This window comes from Geobacillus sp. 47C-IIb, assembly GCF_014679705.1.
GTDB lineage: Bacteria > Bacillota > Bacilli > Bacillales > Anoxybacillaceae > Geobacillus > Geobacillus thermodenitrificans.
In genome coordinates this window covers 1,275,004-1,291,363 of record NZ_CP061473.1, presented here as the reverse complement: position 1 = coordinate 1,291,363, position 16,360 = coordinate 1,275,004, and the positions used below count along the sequence as shown (strand labels likewise).

Annotated in this window: 19 protein-coding genes; all 19 read left to right on the top strand. The window is 49.6% G+C overall.

The annotated features are described in order from the left end of the window. The first annotated feature begins 86 nt into the window (after positions 1 to 86). The 19 genes from IC804_RS06525 to IC804_RS06435 all read left to right on the top strand — a co-directional run bounded on the left by IC804_RS06525 (position 87) and on the right by IC804_RS06435 (position 16,353). On the top strand, positions 87 to 620 hold the full coding sequence (locus IC804_RS06525) for a hypothetical protein (protein WP_081157439.1): 534 nt from the start codon (positions 87 to 89) through the stop codon (positions 618 to 620). Beyond that, positions 595 to 1,986, top strand: coding sequence for a phage terminase large subunit (gene terL, locus IC804_RS06520; protein WP_081157440.1), 1,392 nt, complete (start codon positions 595 to 597; stop codon positions 1,984 to 1,986). The genes IC804_RS06525 and terL overlap by 26 nt, the downstream gene beginning before the upstream one ends. 18 nt (positions 1,987 to 2,004) lie before the next feature. Continuing rightward, positions 2,005 to 3,453, top strand: coding sequence for a phage portal protein (locus tag IC804_RS06515; protein WP_081157441.1), 1,449 nt, complete (start codon positions 2,005 to 2,007; stop codon positions 3,451 to 3,453). Beyond that, complete coding sequence (locus IC804_RS06510; protein WP_081157442.1) at positions 3,446 to 4,312, top strand: phage head morphogenesis protein; 867 nt, start codon at positions 3,446 to 3,448, stop codon at positions 4,310 to 4,312. The genes IC804_RS06515 and IC804_RS06510 overlap by 8 nt, the downstream gene beginning before the upstream one ends. Positions 4,313 to 4,379: 67 nt before the next feature. After that, positions 4,380 to 5,801 (top strand): XkdF-like putative serine protease domain-containing protein, encoded by a 1,422-nt coding sequence (locus IC804_RS06505; protein ID WP_081157443.1) that lies wholly within the window; start codon positions 4,380 to 4,382, stop codon positions 5,799 to 5,801. Beyond that, positions 5,731 to 6,750 carry a phage major capsid protein gene (locus tag IC804_RS06500; RefSeq protein ID WP_081157444.1) on the top strand — a complete coding sequence of 340 codons (1,020 nt, stop codon included), beginning with the start codon at positions 5,731 to 5,733 and terminating at the stop codon, positions 6,748 to 6,750. The genes IC804_RS06505 and IC804_RS06500 overlap by 71 nt, the downstream gene beginning before the upstream one ends. 16 nt (positions 6,751 to 6,766) lie before the next feature. After that, positions 6,767 to 7,117: a hypothetical protein gene (locus tag IC804_RS06495; protein WP_008881963.1), complete on the top strand. Its 351-nt coding sequence runs from the start codon at positions 6,767 to 6,769 to the stop codon at positions 7,115 to 7,117. 6 nt (positions 7,118 to 7,123) lie between these two features. Further along, complete coding sequence (locus IC804_RS06490; protein ID WP_008881962.1) at positions 7,124 to 7,528, top strand: hypothetical protein; 405 nt, start codon at positions 7,124 to 7,126, stop codon at positions 7,526 to 7,528. A 14-nt stretch (positions 7,529 to 7,542) separates the two neighbouring features. Beyond that, on the top strand, positions 7,543 to 7,968 hold the full coding sequence (locus tag IC804_RS06485) for an HK97 gp10 family phage protein (protein WP_081157445.1): 426 nt from the start codon (positions 7,543 to 7,545) through the stop codon (positions 7,966 to 7,968). Next, entirely contained in the window at positions 7,965 to 8,408 is a 444-nt protein-coding gene (locus IC804_RS06480) for a hypothetical protein (RefSeq protein ID WP_008881960.1), read from the top strand. The genes IC804_RS06485 and IC804_RS06480 overlap by 4 nt, the downstream gene beginning before the upstream one ends. 28 nt (positions 8,409 to 8,436) lie before the next feature. Continuing rightward, positions 8,437 to 8,856 (top strand): hypothetical protein, encoded by a 420-nt coding sequence (locus tag IC804_RS06475; RefSeq protein ID WP_008881959.1) that lies wholly within the window; start codon positions 8,437 to 8,439, stop codon positions 8,854 to 8,856. 20 nt (positions 8,857 to 8,876) lie between these two features. Then, positions 8,877 to 9,827 carry a phage tail tube protein gene (locus IC804_RS06470; RefSeq protein ID WP_081157446.1) on the top strand — a complete coding sequence of 317 codons (951 nt, stop codon included), beginning with the start codon at positions 8,877 to 8,879 and terminating at the stop codon, positions 9,825 to 9,827. Between the two features lie 48 nt (positions 9,828 to 9,875). After that, a complete protein-coding gene (locus IC804_RS06465) occupies positions 9,876 to 10,046 on the top strand; it encodes a hypothetical protein (RefSeq protein ID WP_008881957.1) in 171 nt (56 codons plus the stop codon). Positions 10,047 to 10,066: 20 nt separating this feature from the next. Continuing rightward, on the top strand, positions 10,067 to 10,495 hold the full coding sequence (locus tag IC804_RS06460) for a hypothetical protein (protein WP_041264898.1): 429 nt from the start codon (positions 10,067 to 10,069) through the stop codon (positions 10,493 to 10,495). 190 nt (positions 10,496 to 10,685) lie between these two features. Beyond that, the gene (locus IC804_RS06455) at positions 10,686 to 11,819 is read left to right on the top strand and encodes a phage tail tape measure protein (RefSeq protein ID WP_081157448.1); all 1,134 of its coding nucleotides are present in this window, start codon (positions 10,686 to 10,688) and stop codon (positions 11,817 to 11,819) included. A gap of 110 nt (positions 11,820 to 11,929) precedes the next feature. Continuing rightward, a complete protein-coding gene (locus IC804_RS06450) occupies positions 11,930 to 12,712 on the top strand; it encodes an HNH endonuclease (protein ID WP_081157449.1) in 783 nt (260 codons plus the stop codon). 247 nt (positions 12,713 to 12,959) lie between these two features. Continuing rightward, the gene (locus IC804_RS06445) at positions 12,960 to 14,522 is read left to right on the top strand and encodes a phage tail protein (RefSeq protein WP_081157450.1); all 1,563 of its coding nucleotides are present in this window, start codon (positions 12,960 to 12,962) and stop codon (positions 14,520 to 14,522) included. Continuing rightward, entirely contained in the window at positions 14,519 to 15,268 is a 750-nt protein-coding gene (locus IC804_RS06440; protein ID WP_008880460.1) for a distal tail protein Dit, read from the top strand. The genes IC804_RS06445 and IC804_RS06440 overlap by 4 nt, the downstream gene beginning before the upstream one ends. Continuing rightward, positions 15,259 to 16,353 carry a hypothetical protein gene (locus IC804_RS06435; RefSeq protein WP_223812905.1) on the top strand — a complete coding sequence of 365 codons (1,095 nt, stop codon included), beginning with the start codon at positions 15,259 to 15,261 and terminating at the stop codon, positions 16,351 to 16,353. The genes IC804_RS06440 and IC804_RS06435 overlap by 10 nt, the downstream gene beginning before the upstream one ends. Positions 16,354 to 16,360 lie beyond the last annotated feature (7 nt).

The window sequence follows — 16,360 nt, the reverse complement described above, 5'->3', positions numbered from 1 at the left end:
CATCCGAATAATCGGGTGCTTTTTTATTTGGAGTTTATTTCACGCCGACACATATTAAGAAATAAAGTTGAAGGTGGTGAGTGAGTATGACAAGGAACAAAAGGGGACGGCCAATAAAGCTTACTCCCGAATTGCAGGAAGAACTCGTCAAAGTGATCCGAGCAGGCAATTACATTGAAACGGCCTGTGCCTACGTAGGGATTAACAAAACAACGTTTTACGATTGGTTGAAACGAGGGGCACGGGAGAAAGAACGTCTAGCGAAGAACCCGAATGCGCGGCCGAAGAAAAGTGAACAGCCGTTTGTCGAGTTATCCAACGCAGTAGAAAAGGCACTGGCGCAAGCGGAGATACGAGATGTAGCGATCATCGGCAAGGCGGCGGAGGAAAATTGGCAGGCGGCCGCATGGCGTCTTGAGCGAAAGTTCCCTGAACGGTGGGGGCGCAAAGAGCGGCTGACAGCAGACTTGAACCATTCGGGGCAGGTGGCGAATTATGGGCAATACGAAATCAGAGTGGAGCACAACATCGTCAGTGAACTTCTCGAAGACGAAGAAGCAAGGGAGCTTATCAAGCGACTTATCCGAAAGCGCAATGCTAATAAGCGAGATTCTGAATAATTTAGACGCGCTCGAAAAAGAGTTAGCCAAAGAAGATTACTCGGTCTATTTGGAATACACCCATTTTGGGCGCTATCGCCCGTCTCGACATTCGGATTTAATTTGCGATTATCTCATGAGAGTGGAACGGGGCGAAATCGACCGTCTCATGATATTCATGCCGCCGCGTCATTCCAAGTCCATGACCGTTACCGAGACGTTCCCATCATGGTTTATCGGGCGCAATCCAAACAGGCGAGTCATCGAAGTCTCCTATGGCGATTCATTGGCAAGGCGGTTCGGGAAGGCCAACCGTCAAAAGATCGAATTGTTTGGCGAGGAATTGTTTGGCATCCGTCTTTCAAGAGACGTTAATTCGGTGACGAGTTGGGACGTCGAAGGGCATCGCGGTGGGATGATTTCGGTCGGGATTGGCGGTGGGATCACAGGGCAAGGTGCGGACTTGCTCATCATCGACGACCCGATCAAGAACCGCAAAGAGGCGGATTCGCTCACGTATCGAAACATGCTTTGGAATGAGTGGCAAAACACGCTATCCACCCGTTTGCAACCCGGCGGACGGGTTATTTTAATTCTCACAAGATGGCATGAGGATGACCTTGCCGGACGGTTGCTCGAACACGAGCCGGAGCGGTGGACGGTGCTTTCGCTTCCTGCGATTTGCGATTCCGAAAACGACTTGCTAGGTCGAAAAATCGGCGAGCCGCTGTGGCCGGAGTACGGATTTGACGAGAAGTGGGCGGAGGAAACGAAGAAATCAGTTGGATCCCGAACATGGAACGCGCTCTACCAACAGCGTCCAACGCCGCCAAGCGGCGCGATCATTCATCGTTCGTGGTTCAAGTATTACAAACAAGCCCCTCAAATGGACGAATACATTCAATCGTGGGATTTTGCGTTCAAGGATACCAACGACGGTTCATTTGTCGTCGGTCAAGTATGGGGCAGGAAAGGCGCGGACAAGTATTTGCTTGACCAAGTCCGTGCGAAGCTGTCTTTCACCGAGTCGATCCGTGCGATTGTCTCACTGACATCCAAATGGCCGCAGGCGCAAGCCAAACTTATCGAAGACCGCGCGAACGGGACGGCGATTATCAACGCGTTGCGTCATCAGATCAGCGGCATGTTGCCTGTTGTGCCGAACGGAACAAAAGTCGAGCGGCTGAATGCCGTATCGCCGCAATTCGAAGCCGGGAACGTCTATATTCCACACCCAAGCATCGCGCCGTGGGTGCATGATTATGTCGAGGAATTGGTCGCGTTCCCGAACGCGCCAACAGATGACCAAGTGGACGCGACATCACAAGCGTTGCAGTACCTCAACAGATCGGGAACGAAAGGCACAATCAAAGTGGACGTCTTCTAACGAAGGGAGGGAAGCAGTATGCAGCAAAAGCCAGTGGCTAAGGCGTTCGTTCTTAGTGATGGGGAAATCATCGAGGAAAGCACGCTCGAACGCTACGCGATCAAACAATCGGGCGAGTCGAGAGTCATTCCAAGCGACCGTTTTGACGGCCAGTATGGGGAATTGGGGCTTGTCGAACCTCTTTACAATTTTGAAGCACTGGCACAATTGCTCGAAATCAACCCGTACCATTATCGAGCGGTTAAAACGAAGGCGCGGGATACTGCAGGGCTAGGATGGTATCTTGAAGCGAAAACGAACAACCCAAGCGAACAGCAGCGCGAAATCGCCATGCAGTTTTTAGAGAACCCGAACCCGTACAAGACGCTGACCGACATCAATAACAACGTGATGGTGGACTACGATTCCATTGGGAACGGATATTATGAGGTCATCCGAGCCGAAGACGGCACGCTTGTCGGTCTGGAGCATATTCCGGCGCATACGGTTCGCGTTCATCAGGATATGAACCGATATTGCCAAATTCGCGGCGTGAAGAAGGTATGGTTCAAGCGGTTTGGCTTTGAAAATGACGTGGACTACGTGACGGGCGAAATCGCGCCTGCCGGTTCAATTCCGATCGAACGACGGGCAACAGAAATCATTCACGTCCACAATTATACGAGCCGGAGTGACTATTACGGCTTGCCGGACATTTTGCCCGCGCTAAGCGCGATTATTTCCGACCGGGAGCGGGCGGAGTACAACATCAGTTTCTTTGAAAATCACGCCGTTCCAGCGTATGTCGTGACGGTGACAGGAGCGGAACTCGACGAGCAAACGAAGCAATTGATCCGACGATACTTTCAACAGGACATCAAGAAAAATCGGCATTCAACGCTCGTGGTGACAGCGCAAAAAGGGCAAGGGGATTACTCAACCACGCCGGTCGAAATCAAGTTCCAAGCGTTGTCTGTAGAGACGAAGGAAGCAAGTTTCCGAATGTTGAGGACTGATAACCGTGATGAAGTCTTGTCCGCGCATGGCGTTCCGCCTTATCGCGCTGGGATTGTCGTCGAGGGGTCGCTTGGCGGCTCAACGGCGAGGGAGTCAACGGAAATCTACAAGCAATCGGTCATTGAGCCGAGACAAGATATGCTTGAAAATGTGATGAACCGATTGCTATCCATCGGGCTAGGAATCACCGACTGGCGTTTCCGTTTCAACGACATTGACACGAAGGACACGCAGGCGAAGATCGAGGAGCTGCGCTTCTTGTTCGACATTGGCGCGTACACGCAAAACATGATTTTGCGGGAGTTAGGCAAGGAGCCGATTGACAATCCGAACCTAGATAGACATTACCTTTTCGGGCAACCACTTGACGCACTACAGCAAGCGGATACGAGTGCGGTATTGGACTCGCTGAAACAGTTGCACGCCAAACTGATTGATATTGCTACGAAAGAAGGCGGCAAGCATGTGTAAGGTGTGCAAGCTGTTGGAAATGGATCGCGAGCTTGTGTCATTCCTTGTTGAGCACGGCGCTCTTCCTGCGTTTAAAGAGCAGGACGAACGCATTTCCGAAATCGAGGAACGCCTTGCTCAGCGTCTTGTCCGATTGCAAGTCGGGCTTGAGAGCTTGTTCATTCAGCGGTTGCGAGAGCTTGGCTATATTCCACTGTCGATTCTCGAACAGGAATCATTTATTGCCGAGATTTTAGACCCGATTTTCGCAGACATGGAGGAAGAGATTGCCGAAGCAGCTGTCGAAAGCGCGGTCGTAGCACGACAATTGACGTTCGAGGACATTCTCGAACAGGGATTGGAATTGGTTTTTGTTGAATTCAGTGAGCGCGTTCTCGAGGAATTACGAGAGCGCGTTTATGTTTTTTCGGACGATACATTCCGGCGAATTAAAGGCGATTTCCGTGCCACGTTGGTTCGTGGATACGAGGAAGGCAAAGGGATTGACGACATTGCGGTGGATTTACGTGCAGATTTCCAAGACCTGCGGGACCATCGGCTACAGACCATCGCACGAACCGAGGTGCAGGCAGCGCAAAACATCGGCATTGTCCAGACCATGCAAGACTACAACGTTCGGTATAAGCAGTGGTTGACGGTCAGAGACAGTCGAGTGAGGGGAAGAAACCCAAGAGACCGTGCCGACCATTACTCGCTTCACGGGCAGGTGGTGCGGATGGATGAACGATTCTCAAACGGGCTGATGCACCCGTTGGATCGCTCCGGCCCCATCGAGGAATGGATCAACTGTCGATGCCGATGCCGTCCGTATATCCCGAAAAAGGGCGAGGCGATTACTCGCACGCCTTACTATCCGTAAAGGGGGTGATTTCATTCTAGGCGTAGCGCGTTTTTTGAAACGATTCCGGACGGAAAGGAGTGAGAGGATGAAACACGAACTGACAGCGCCAGTCACACACAAGAATGAGGAAAAACGGATTGTATTTGGACCCGTTCTTGTTCCAGACGAGCCGGACAGTGACGGGGATGTCGTAACGGCCGAGAAAATCGAAGAAGTGGCGCACAAGTTTTTAGAGCAGTACGGCAACATCGACTTGCAACACACGCTGAACAATGTCGGCAAGGTGGTGGAATCGTACATCTTGCCGTTTGATTGGGAGATTAACGAGGATTTAACCGTGCCGAAAGGAAGTTGGATGATGGGCGTTCGTGTTCAGGACGAGGAAGTGTGGCAGGCGGTGAAGGAAGGGAAACTGACGGGCTTCTCGATTATGGGTGTCCCGAAAGTGGCGCTGAAATCGAAAGAAGCGGCGAAACGCACGACGCTAGCCGACTTGGAACGCTCAGCAGGTGATTGGGTGGTCAATGCCGTTTCCCTTGTTGACGAGCCTGCCGTGCCAAAAGCGAAGTTCATCGCGATTAAAAGCAAGAACAGCCGGGAAGAGGCGGTGAAAAAGGCACTCCAAGGCTCGTATGAACACCTAGCCGATTTATTACGCCGTAAAGTCTATCAGACGTTCGATAGCAACGTAATCGATTCACACGTCCATTCGATTTTTGATGACTCGGTGATTGTCCGTATTCAGGATATGAAAACGGGCAGCACGCGATTGTTCCAGATCGGCTACACGATCAATGAACAGGGAGACGTTGAATTCGTCGGCGACTTGCAAGAGGTTCGTATCGTGGAAAATATCGTCCCTGTTGAGGAACCGTCCTCGCAAAACCTCGCTGTGGCTGCGCAGGCGGCCGTTAGAGGCGAGGAAAATGACGAGCAAGGGGTAACCCTTTCGAAAGAAGAAACAAGCCCACAGCGGGCGAATAAAAGCCTTTTCGATAGATTAAAAGAAAAGCTCGGTCTAAAACCAGCCGAAAAGGCGGGGCGAAAAATTTCCGATGCGAACTACGAGAAGCTGAAAGCCGCAAAGGAGGTCATTGACGAGCTCCTGCGGATCGCCGAAGAAGAGCGCGTAAGCAAATCGAAGGAGGGTGACGAAGAAGTGAAAGTCGAGGACGTTCAAAAGATGATTGATGACTCATTGAAGCCAGTAAACGACAAGCTGGCCGAGATCATGAATACGCTGAAAGGCGCGGCACCGGCTCAAGAGCCGACAAAACAACAAGAACCACAAGGACAGCAAGAGGAAGACAACACACAAGGCGAAGCGGCGGCCAAGAGCGACGATGAAAACTACAAAGAAAAATACGAGCAAGTGGTGAAACAGCTTGACGAACTCAAGCGGAAAATCCCGTTCTCGAAGCGGCTGACGGGTCAAGATGGAGCGGCGGAAAAGTCGAAGACGCAAGACGAATACGACCGCGACCCGTTTGGCTTTAAGCGCAAATAAGACAAAAAACGAGAAAAGGAGTGTTGAGTATATGTTCACGAACGATGTCCTTCTTGGAAAATTAGAAAACGCACTGAAAGCCATCACGACGACTGACCTTGGCTCGTCTCGCTTAACTCCGGCAAAACAACGGCTGTTCGTGCGTACAGTTTCCGAAGCAACACGCATTTTGGATGAAGCGCGCCGGATTGACATGACGAGCCACACACACGACATTGACCGTATTGCATTTGGTTCTCGAATTTTGCAAGGAGCGACGGAAGATCAAGCTCCAAGCGGCGAAACGAAGCCGGATTTCAGCACGAACAAACTGGAGTCGGTTGAGGTCATTGGCATTTCTGGCATCACTGACTCGACACTCGAGGACAACATCGAACGTGAAGGGTTTGAGGACACGCTGATTCAGTTGATTGCTGATCGTGTGGGCGTTGACCTCGAAGAACTGTTCCTCAACGGCGACAAGTCGAGCAGCGACTCGTTCTTGGCCAAAACGGACGGCTGGCTCAAGAAAGCGGCCAACCTCGTTCAAGGCGATACGGATTTTGACGCCAAGGACGTCGAGGCCATGTTTGACGCGATGATTCAAGCTCTGCCGAAAAAATACCTGCGTGACCGTTCGCAATGGCGCTTCTACGTCCATTGGGACATCGAAGACGCCTACCGTGACGTCCTCCGTGCTCGTGGTACGGGACTTGGTGACACGGCACAAACGACTGCGACACAACTGGCGTACAAAGGGATTGCGGTCGTCGATGCGGCCAACATGCCTGCCGGAACAGCGCTCTTGGTCAACCCGGCTAACCTTGTCTACGGCATCTATCGCGACATTCGCATCGAGCCAGACCGTCAGCCGAAACTACGCCGGACGGACTTTGTCACGACTTTGCGTGTTGACTGCCACTACGAGGACGAAAACGCGGCTGTCGTCGGTAAAGGATACACTGGCTGATAAGAGGTGAGCAGGGATGAAAACATTACGAGTGGTGAACAGAGGGAAGAAAGCTCGATACCGTCTCGGTGTCGAGTTCCCTCCTAACCAAACTGTCGAAATTACGGTTTCCAACCGTGAATATCTGACCGTGAAAGCGGTGCGGGATTTTGAGGTGGAAATCGTGAGCGAAGACGACACGAAACAAAGTCACGGCATTGCCGAGACTGACGCGCCTTCATTGGATATTTCAGGTCTGACAATTGACGACGTGCTAGAGGCGGTCAAAGAAGGCAAACTGTCCGTTGACGAAGCGTTGTTCCAAGAGAAAGCAGGAAAGAATCGCTCCACGCTCATCGACAAGCTCGAAGCGTTGAAAGAAGAGTGATAGTCCATGCCTTTGTTTGAAAAACCTGTGACCGAGGTGGTGACTCCGCAGGACGTCCGTGATTTGACGGGCGTTTCTGCGGATCATTTTGGATTTCCACCCGACACCGATGACCCCGAAAAGAAATTGGACGGTTTGTTGTCTACGTGGATTGAGCGGATCGCGTCACATATCCACGCTCGGCTCAAGCGAACCGTTCTTGAAGCGGACGACGACTATTTGGCGATTCAAGACATTTTAGTACGGACTGTCGCCAAGGTTGTCGCGGTCGCTCAACAGCAACGAGCTAGCCCGATCATTCAGATTAACGACTTTGCCGTCTCCATTTTGAATACATCGGACGTTACAAAAGACTTAGAGGCGGAATTGCGGCCATATACGAGACAGAAAATCGACGTCTTCTTGGCGTAGGGGCGTGACTAAGAATGTTTGATGCTGAAATCAACAAGGAAGATTTGAAACAACTGATTCCGAAAATACGAACAGCATTAAATCGCGCGACCGAGCTGACAGCGGTAGAAGTGTGGGGGAATTTGATGGAGTTTTCTCCACAACGACACGGACGCTTGGCCGGCTCGTGGAAATTGGAAAAGCGAAATGCGCGGTTCTATACAGTTGGCACGAACGTTGAATATGCGCTTGTGCAAAACTATGGTTCTGGACCATATGAAATCTATCCGCGGCGAGCGAAAGCGTTGCGATTTGAGGTAAACGGTGAAGTGGTCTTTGCCAAAAAGGTCAAACACCCGGGAATTAAGCCGAAACGCTTTATTGAGCGTTCTATCGCCGCAGCCGAACGGCGAATTGACGATTTCGTTGAACAGGCGTTGAAGGAAGTGAAACTGATATGATTCAAAACAAGCCTCTCAAGGACATTCACAGGGAGATTCGAGCAAAGGTTCGGGAGGTATTGGAGCAGGCGCCGGAACTCGCTGAAATCAAACGGATTGTCTACGGGGACAAGGTGAGAGTCGGGACGTTGCACACGCCTGCGATTTGGATTGTTCCCGAGCCGTATGCTCCTAACTTGGTAGGCGGGAAAACAGCCGACCATGACATACGGTTCAACTTTGTCGTGCTCGTCAAAGCGAATGACCCCGAACAAGCGCTTGAAAAAGCCCATGACTTGGCGTTGACGGTCTATGACGTGCTTGTAAAAGATCGGACGCTAGGTGGCACTGTATCGGATGTTCGTGCAACACAAATCGATCCGGCCTACGAGATGGGCAATAACACGCAGGTTTGTTGGTCTGCGGTGCAATTTGATTTTCGAGTGAAACGTAGGGAGTAAAAAATCAACAGTAAGGGGGAGAGTAGCCTTGTCGCTAAAAGACGACAGAAAACCTTTGAAGCATTTGAAGATTCCTGTTTCGTTAGGGATTGGTGAGGGTGGAAATACGCTGCCTCATTTATACGAATATTTCGCTCAGGTTGACGAGCATATCGACAGTCTGAAATCAGGAGGAACACAAGGACCACCTGGGAAATCGGCTTATGAGATCGCGGTCGAAAACGGATTCCAGGGCACAGAGCAAGAATGGCTAGCATCGTTAGTCGGTCCCCAAGGACCACAAGGCCCACAGGGAGAGCAAGGACCAAAAGGGGACAAGGGAGACAAAGGCGACAAGGGCGAGGATGGTGTTGGCATCACAGATATTACAACGGACGGAACCAACATCATTTTTCACTTGTCAGATGGAACCACAAGACAAATTCCTTTTCCTAGTCAATCAGAATAATTTTAGGTGGTGATTCATAGATGGCAATTACTCGCTATTTAATGATTGGCGAGGAAACAAAGTTCGGGGTGGAAGCGGCGCAATATGTGGAAACGCTAGACCCTGAAAGTGTTTCGATTGAGCCATCCGAAGACGACAAGCTGATTTATGAAGGCATTTCCGGCCTGGATCGCTTGGCGCAATTAGGCGTGTACTCGACAGGCGGTTCGATTACATTGCCACTGGACGACAAAGCGACGGGATGGTTTTGGAAGTGGGCATTAGGCGGCTACGAGGTGACAGGGGACGAATCAACCGGATATACGCACACGTTCTACCCGGCTCGTAGTGCGCTCATGCCTTCGTTTTCAGCCAAGGTTGGGAAGGACATTATGGAGCATGTCTTTCTTGGCAACGTGATTGAGTCGCTTGAATTAGAGATCGAGAATGAATGGGCGTTGCTAACTGTCAATACGTTAGGAGCATCGGATAAGCGAGCGCCATTGGCGTCTGATGTTCAATTTACCGAGGGCAACGTCTTTACTGCACCGATGGCGTCACTTGAAAAGAACGGGACGGACATGAGCGCGTCTGTAAACAGCCTGTCATTGACCGTGGAGACAGGCGCGGACATTGAGAGTGCTCAAGGATTCGGGTCGCGATTCCCGAAAAAAGCGTTCATGGGCTCGATGGTGGTCACATTAGAAGTCGCTCTTGGATTCGACAGCGACAAGGAGCTGATCGCCTTTTGGGGCGGCTCAGACGGTCCAAGCACTGACACGTTGCAAGAATTCAGCTACGCGCTGCATCTAGGAAGCAACTTGGACATCATTTTCCCTCGGTTGATTTATACGGCATCGAGCCAGCCGGTCGAAGGACGGGAAGGTATTGTCCAAACAGTGACAGCGCGAGCATTGTTTGACCAATCGACAGGCACAGGACCTATTCAAGTGTCGCTGACTAACGACAAGGAATCCTATACAGTCTCGTGAGGATAGGCGAAATGCTTATCCTCATCTATTTTTTGGAGGTGTAAAAAAATGGGCGAGGTCAAAGAAAAATACATTTGGTATTTCTTTAATACAGCAGACGGAACGAAGATGATCGTTACCGACGAAAAAGACGTTGTTCAAGCAGTGGAAGTATATAAAGCACTGGGATATAAAAACGTGGACAAAATTGAATTCGCTGGCAAAGTGTACACAAAATGAAAAAATTGGAGGGAAAACGAATGGCTAGAAAATTGACTGCCGGTGTATTGAACGGAACAGCCTACCAAGAAACGATGATTGTGACATGGAACGGAGAAGAATTCGAGGTGGATATTCGGCCACTGAACAACAAAGAAGCGATGGAAATTGAAGAACTCTTACAAGAAGGTGTGGCCGTAAAAGGAACGCCAACACTAAAAGGCAAGATGGCGCAAACGATCCAATTCGATACGAAGGCCAACCTGCGCGGCCGGAAACGGGCGGCTATCAAAGCTGTGGCATACGGAACGGTTGACCCGATGATTACAGAACAGGTTGTGGAGAATGAATTCCCACCAAAACTGGTTGAGGAAATCGCCGAACGGATTTATGCAATCACGGGCATCGGTAACAAGCAGCAAGTGCAAGAAGCGGTAGAAAACGATGATGATTCCTTTCTTCAATCGTGAAGGAAGGAATTTTTATTTTCTTGTGAAAGAGTGCGGCGTTTCACCACTCGATGTTCCATATATGACGCCGTTGCAACAAGAGGTATTAATCGCCCATCATAACAAGATTCAAAAAGAGCGCCAAAAAGAAGCGGAGAAATTGAGAAGGAAACTCCCTTCACGGGCGCGTTTACGAAAGGGGAGATGAGGCATGGCGGATCAAGTCGTTCAAATTGCCATTTCCGGCGTAGACGAGGTGTCCGGCATTTTGAACCGCGTCACACGAAACGCCGAAAAGGCCTTCCAATCGGTTGAAAGTGCTATTGAGTCGATGCCGGATTTGGATATTCAAGCAGACCTGTCTTCAATCGTTCGACTGGAAGGAGCGATCCGAGAACTCACTCAAACCATCCGTTCCATGCCCTCCCCGAAAGTGGATACGTCGCAAGCAAGGGGCGAACTCAAGAAACTACAAGATGAAGCGGAGAATACCCAAAAATCGCTGAAAGACATTGATTTTGAGCCCGTTCTGTCCGGCTTAGCGACAGGCGCAGGCATTTCAGCGGTTGTCGGGAAAGCGTTAGAGAGCGTAAACACGGAAACGAAAATTCGCGTATCCTTCGACGTTCCTCCCGAGTCTATCCAAACAGTCAAAGAAGCAACAAACACGGTCAAAGCGTACGGGATTGACGCGGAAAGCGCCCTAGAAGGCGTACGGCGTCAATTTGCGCTAAACGCAGATGCGAGTGACGCCGCAAACCGAAAGATTGTCGAGGGAGCCGGAGCGATTGCGGCTGCCTACTCAGGAATTGACTTCACGGAGCTCATCCAAGAAGTGAACGAGATTGGCAGCGAGCTTGAAATGTCGGATCAGCAAGCGCTCGAACTAGTCAACGCCTTGCTACGTGTTGGATTCCCTCCTGAACAACTCGACATCATTTCTGAGTACGGCCAACAACTGCAACGAGCTGGATTTGACGCCAAAGAAATTCAAGCGATTTTCGCGGCTGGCGTTGAGACCGGAACTTGGAACATAGATAACCTCTTGGATGGCCTCAAGGAGGGGCGTATCCTATTGGCTGAGTTTGGCCAAGGCGTTGACGACTCAATGAAGGAGCTGTTGCAGGGAACAGGCATTTCAGCCAAGCAGTTACAAACGTGGGGACAGGCTGTTGCGGCCGGCGGTGACAAAGGAAAGCAGGCCATGCAACAGGTCGCCAAAGCGTTGATGAACGTCAAAGACGAGACAAAAAGGAACGCGCTTGGTGTAGCTATTTTCGGTAAACGAAAGTTGTGCCGAAACAAAACCGGGCAAAATCGGTGGAAGCTAAGTGAATCGGCATAAAAAGTATGTTATAATAATTATAAAGGGCTAGGGGGACGCCCCGAAAAGCAGATTCCCGACTGCCTGCCCTTCATTTAATTATTCGGGATACAACTACGGGAGGTTGTAAAATGAATAAGGTTTGTTGTGATTGTGGTGAAGAAAAACAATTAGATGATTTTGTGAAAGACAAACGTTATCCTGATGGGCGTAGAAAAAGATGCAAACGGTGCGAAAATTTAAGACGAAGAAAGACTCCTTTGTTACCAACACCAAAAGACGGTTATAAATATTGCTCTAAATGTTTAAAAGAAAAGCCGTTAGACGAATTTAATTTTAGAACTGTCAAAGGAGAAAAGAAGCCATTTAGTTATTGCAAAGATTGCGAAAGAGAATATAACCGAAATAAATATTCTCATACATGTCAAAGATGTGGAAAAAGTTATCATTCGGGCAAAAAGAAATCTACTTATTGCAAAAAATGCTACTCGGAACTCTTAAGGGATTTAGAAACCAACCCGTCGAAAGTGATATACATGGATTGGAGCGGAGAAAACAATCCTATGTATGGAGTTAGACGTTTTGGAAAATCCAATCCTAATTACAACCCGAACAAAACAGATGAGGAAAGAGAAAAAGAACGGCTTATTGAAGGTTATGGTTTGTGGAGAACACAAGTCTATGAAAGAGACAATTATACATGTCAATGTTGTGGAGATAATAAAGGTGGAAACTTAATTGCCCATCACTTGGATAGTTGGGATTGGTGCAAAGAGAAACGACTTGATGTGGATAACGGCATAACCTTATGCATAACATGTCACAAAATTTTCCATGATATATATGGATACGGAAAAAACACTAAACAACAATTTTATGAATTTCTGTCGATGGTAAATAGGCGCTCTGTTTGAGCGCTTTTTATTATGCCGATTCATATGCCAACACCGAGGTAACAGGGAACACCACCCTGCACCGTAGAGCGTAGGCGGTGAGCGTTAAGGGAGCAATAATCCGCCCAAGAGTGTCCGGCAACCAACATTTGTTGGTTGAAAATGTACGCCGAACCGGGCTGGAATTGACCAGCCGTATCCCGTGAAAGGGTATGAGGGAAACCTCCGGAAGCAGAGGATAAAAAGCCTTTGCGATAACAAATTGACAATGTGGGAAGATCAAGGAACGAACATCACCGAAACGCTCCTGAACATGAACAAGCACTTGGATGACGCAAACAAGAACCAAGACTTGTTCAATCAGACCGTGCAACAGATGCAGGCTGATCCGATGTTCCAAATGCAAAAGGCGTTTAACGATTTAAACACAGCCCTAGCTCCGGTGTATCGGGGAATTGCTGATGTGGTTAGCAAAGTGGCCGAGTGGATTTCTAATAACCCGAAACTGGCGGCAACCATCGCGGCGATTGTCACGGTGATTGGCATTATCACCGGATTATTTTTGACGCTCGCCCCGATTGTGTCTACCATCGCTACGGCGATGGGAGTTCTTGGCGTCAGTTTTGGGGCGATTGCGGCGCCGGTGTTGATTGTAATAGGCGTTATAGGAGCACTCATCGCGATCATCATTTTGCTATGGAAGAACTGGGATTCGGTCAGTAAGTTTCTGTCGAACTCGTGGAACGCGATCAAAAGCGTGGCGCAAACCGTGTTCAGCGCACTTGGAGCGTTCTTCGTGAGTGTATGGGAAGGCATCAAGAGCGTATCCATCACGGTCTGGAATGCTATCAAGTCCGCGTTGTCAACGGCGTGGAGCACGATTAAATCTGTGGCTTCTACCGTTTTTGACGCAATTAAAACAGCGATCTCGAACATTTGGAACACGATTAAAAGCGTGACATCGACCGTCTGGAACGCTATCAAGTCGGCGTTGACGGCAACGTGGAACGGCATTAAAAGCGCCGTATCGACAGTATTCAGCGCGATCCAGACGGTGATTTCGACCGTGTGGAACGTCATTCGTACCATGACGACAACGGTCTGGAATGCCATCCGTTCGGCTTTGACTACTGCATGGAACGCGATTAAATCTGCGGTTTCTTCTGTTTTCAATGCAATTCGGAACGTGATTTCAACAGTCTGGAACGCCATCCGTTCTGTCACGTCGAGCGTGTGGAATGGTATCAAAAGTGCAATCAGTTCTGTTATCAACGGCATTCGTTCGGGAATTTCAAGCACGTTCAGCAGCATTCGCAGTATCATTTCAAGCGTATGGAATGGAGTGAAAAGCGCGACATCGAGTGCATGGAACGGCGTGGTTAGCTCAGTACGTGGCGCAGTAAACAAAGTCATTGGCTTTATCAACCGCATGATTAACTCGATCAACAGCGTTCGCATTCCGATTCCGAAGATTCCTGACTGGGTGCCTGGAATTGGCGGACGCGGCGGCGGCTCGATTGGGTTCAACATCCCGAACATCCCGAAATTGGCAACAGGTGGTGTGGTTGATAAGCCAACGCTAGCCATTGTCGGGGACGCGGGAGCAGGAAACCCAGAGATTGTAGCGCCACAACGAATGCTGAGAAGCATCATCCGTGAAGAACTGAAAAACAGCGGAGCACAAGGAGCAGAGCAAATACAAGTTGTCGTTCCTGTCATCTTGGACGGCAGGGAAATCGCACGAGCGACCACGCCTTATATTGACCGTGATCTTGGTCAACGACGCATTGGAAAACGGAGAGCAAATGGCATGGGGGGTAGCATCCTGTGATTACGTACGATGGGTTTGACCTTTCAACGTATTTACTCGTTCGGAATATCGGGCGCCCCTTAATGCCGCCACAAGAAATCACGTACATGTCTATCCCCGGCAGACACGGTGCGTATTTCTTGGAAAAGCGGCATGAACCAGTTGTCATTCCTGTCGAGGTGGTCATCTATGAACACCTCGACTTATCGTATTCTGAACTGAAACGCCTCTTGGCCGGGAAGCTGAACAAGAGTGAACCAAAGCCGATTGTCTTCGATGACGAACCGGACAGGTATATTAACGGTATCATTCAAGATCAAACAGAGATACGAGAATTAATCCGCGCCGGAGAGGGCACGTTGAACTTTTTCTGTCCTGATCCGTGCTACTACGCGATTGAGGACGAAGTATTTGAGTTCAGCGGCGCGGGCGTGTATGTCGTGAACCGACAAAAGGGGAACGAGTATTCAGAGCCGTTGATTGAAATACAGGGAACATGCAGCGGCGGAGCGATTGGTGTGCGAACGCCGTTCACGTCTGTCCATTTTACAGGAACATTGAAGCAAGGGGAGACTCTTGTTTTCGACAGCCATTTCATCACGTCCTATATTCTCGATGGATACGGAAACAAGCGGCCGGCGAATCAGTATTTAGATTCGATGGATTTTCCATTTCTGGACATAGAGGAAAACGAGGTTGAGTTTTTGACAGAGGGAAATGCGACCATTGAGAAAGCGACTGTCTATGCTCGGAGCCGGTGGATTTAGAAAAGAAAAGAGGTGAAACCATGGCGCAAACTCCTTATCACGATTTAGCGAGTCAAGACATTCTATCTGCGCACATTTCAGGTTTGCAACACGACATCAATAAAATGCAAGCAGTTTTGGAAATGAAAACAGCGCAAGCGACGGGGCATGTGTTGACGCCAGTAGCAGATCAAGACGACCCGACTATTCGGTATCGGATTTATGAAGGAACGATTCGTAATTGGCTCGACAACCCTACGCCGGTTATCTATCGAAACGGGGTTCAAGTGAACCCGAACGAGTATGAAATCAGTCCGGCGCATGGCGTTGTCGTTTTTCATGACCAACAAAACTCCAATGATACGATTTCGGCGGATTTTACGTACATCACGAACACTTCTGCGTGGCGACAAAGCATAGACGGGAGCATCGGAAGCATCCCTACGCTGCAACAAACTGTGAATCGACATGCACAGTTATTCGCCAATAATCCATCGGGAGTTGAACCGTTTTATCCGGTGTCGGGAACGTATGTCAGTCATTTTCGGCGTGACTATAACCCGATAAATTCGGATGGGTCAGCCAATGTGAACAGCCATGTGCCAGCATTTCGGATATTGGTTTATGGAAACACCATCGACGCTTTTCCTTTTCCGGTGACGACAAAAACACGGTTCAGCAAGGCGGCGATGAAGCTGAATTCGGCCAGTACGGACGTGCCGTTGAGAATCGGCATTTACCGAGATAGCGGCCTACGGCCGAGCGAATTGCTGTTTCAAAGTCCGGTCATCACTATTCCGGCGGCCGGAGGATGGGGCATGGTTGACATTGATTGGGAGTTAGATCCGGGATTCTATTGGATTGCGAGACACGATGGGGCAACGGCGTATTATGACGGACTGAACCAAGTCAGTGCCATTCCTATCGTGAAATTCAATGCCCAAACGTTCCTGCAAGATTTGGCTGAACGACCGAACCCTCATAACTTTTATGGCGGCTATCGGGCAACAGATATTTCTTTTGGCGATATGCCCTCCACGTTCCCGGAGAGCGGAGCATTGTTCCAACGAGCCTCCTATTGCTCGCCTTGGCTAGTCGTGGCGTGAGGTGACG